Source organism: Arthrobacter sp. AQ5-05 (assembly GCF_003287975.1).
In the GTDB taxonomy this organism is placed as follows: domain Bacteria; phylum Actinomycetota; class Actinomycetes; order Actinomycetales; family Micrococcaceae; genus Paeniglutamicibacter.
The window spans coordinates 1-1145 of sequence record NZ_QMKQ01000084.1; the positions used below are offsets into that span (position 1 = coordinate 1).

A 1145-nucleotide genomic window follows, 5' to 3' on the forward strand; every position below is an offset into this window, starting at 1 on the left:
CTCAGGGACGGACCCGGGGTCAACCCCGCCAACGTGGGGCGCAAGGTCCCGCACGGGGCCATCCTGCGCACCGTGAGCACCAACATCTGCGGCTCCGACCAGCACATGGTCCGCGGCCGCACCACCGCCCCCGCCGGTCTGGTCCTGGGCCACGAGATCACCGGGGAGGTCATCGAGACCGGCCCCGACGTCGAATTCATCAAGGTCGGGGACATCGTCTCGGTCCCCTTCAACATCTCCTGCGGGCGCTGCCGCAACTGCAAGGAAGCCAAGACCGGGATCTGCCTGAACGTGAACCCCGACCGCCCCGGGTCCGCCTACGGCTACGTCGACATGGGCGGCTGGGTCGGCGGCCAAGCCGAATACGTCCTGGTCCCCTACGCCGACTGGAACCTGCTGCGGTTCCCGGACCGGGACCAGGCACTGGAAAAGATCATGGACCTGACCATGCTCTCGGACATCCTACCCACCGGCTTCCACGGCGCCGTCACCGCCGGAGTCGGGGTCGGCTCCACCGTCTACGTCGCCGGGGCCGGGCCCGTCGGGCTCGCCGCGGCCGCGTCCGCCCAGCTGCTCGGGGCCGCGGTGGTCATCGTCGGGGACCTCAACGAGGAACGCCTGGCCCAGGCCCGGTCCTTCGGCTGCGAAACCCTCAACGTCGGCGCCGGGGACCCGGCCGACCAGATCGAACAAATCCTGGGCGTGCGCGAGGTCGATGCCGGCATCGACGCCGTCGGCTTCGAGGCCCGCGGCCACGGCCACGGCGCCGGAGCGCAGGAGGCCCCGGCCACCGTGCTGAACTCCCTGATGGACCTCACCAAGGCCGGCGGATCCCTGGGCATCCCCGGGCTCTACGTCACCGGGGACCCCGGCGCGGTGGACGAGGCGGCCAAGAAGGGCAGCCTCTCCCTGTCCCTGGGCACCGGCTGGGCCAAGTCCCTGTCCTTCACCACCGGCCAGTGCCCGGTGATGAGGTACAACCGGCAGCTGATGATGGCGATCCTCCACGAAAAGATCCACATCGCCAAGGCCGTGAACGCGCAGGCGATCACGCTGGCCGACGCCCCGCGCGGCTACGCCGAGTTCGACGCCGGCGCGGCCACCAAGTACGTCCTGGACCCCAACGGCTACCTGTCCAAGTAGCC

General features: G+C 70.4%; 1 protein-coding gene. It reads left to right on the forward strand.

Features of this window, described 5'->3' with window-relative positions; translation table 11 throughout:
* Positions 1-1143, forward strand: a 1143-nt coding sequence (gene fdhA, locus DQ353_RS21100; protein ID WP_113765139.1) for a formaldehyde dehydrogenase, glutathione-independent, incomplete at its 5' end; no start/stop codon positions are given.
* Positions 1144-1145 lie beyond the last annotated feature (2 nt).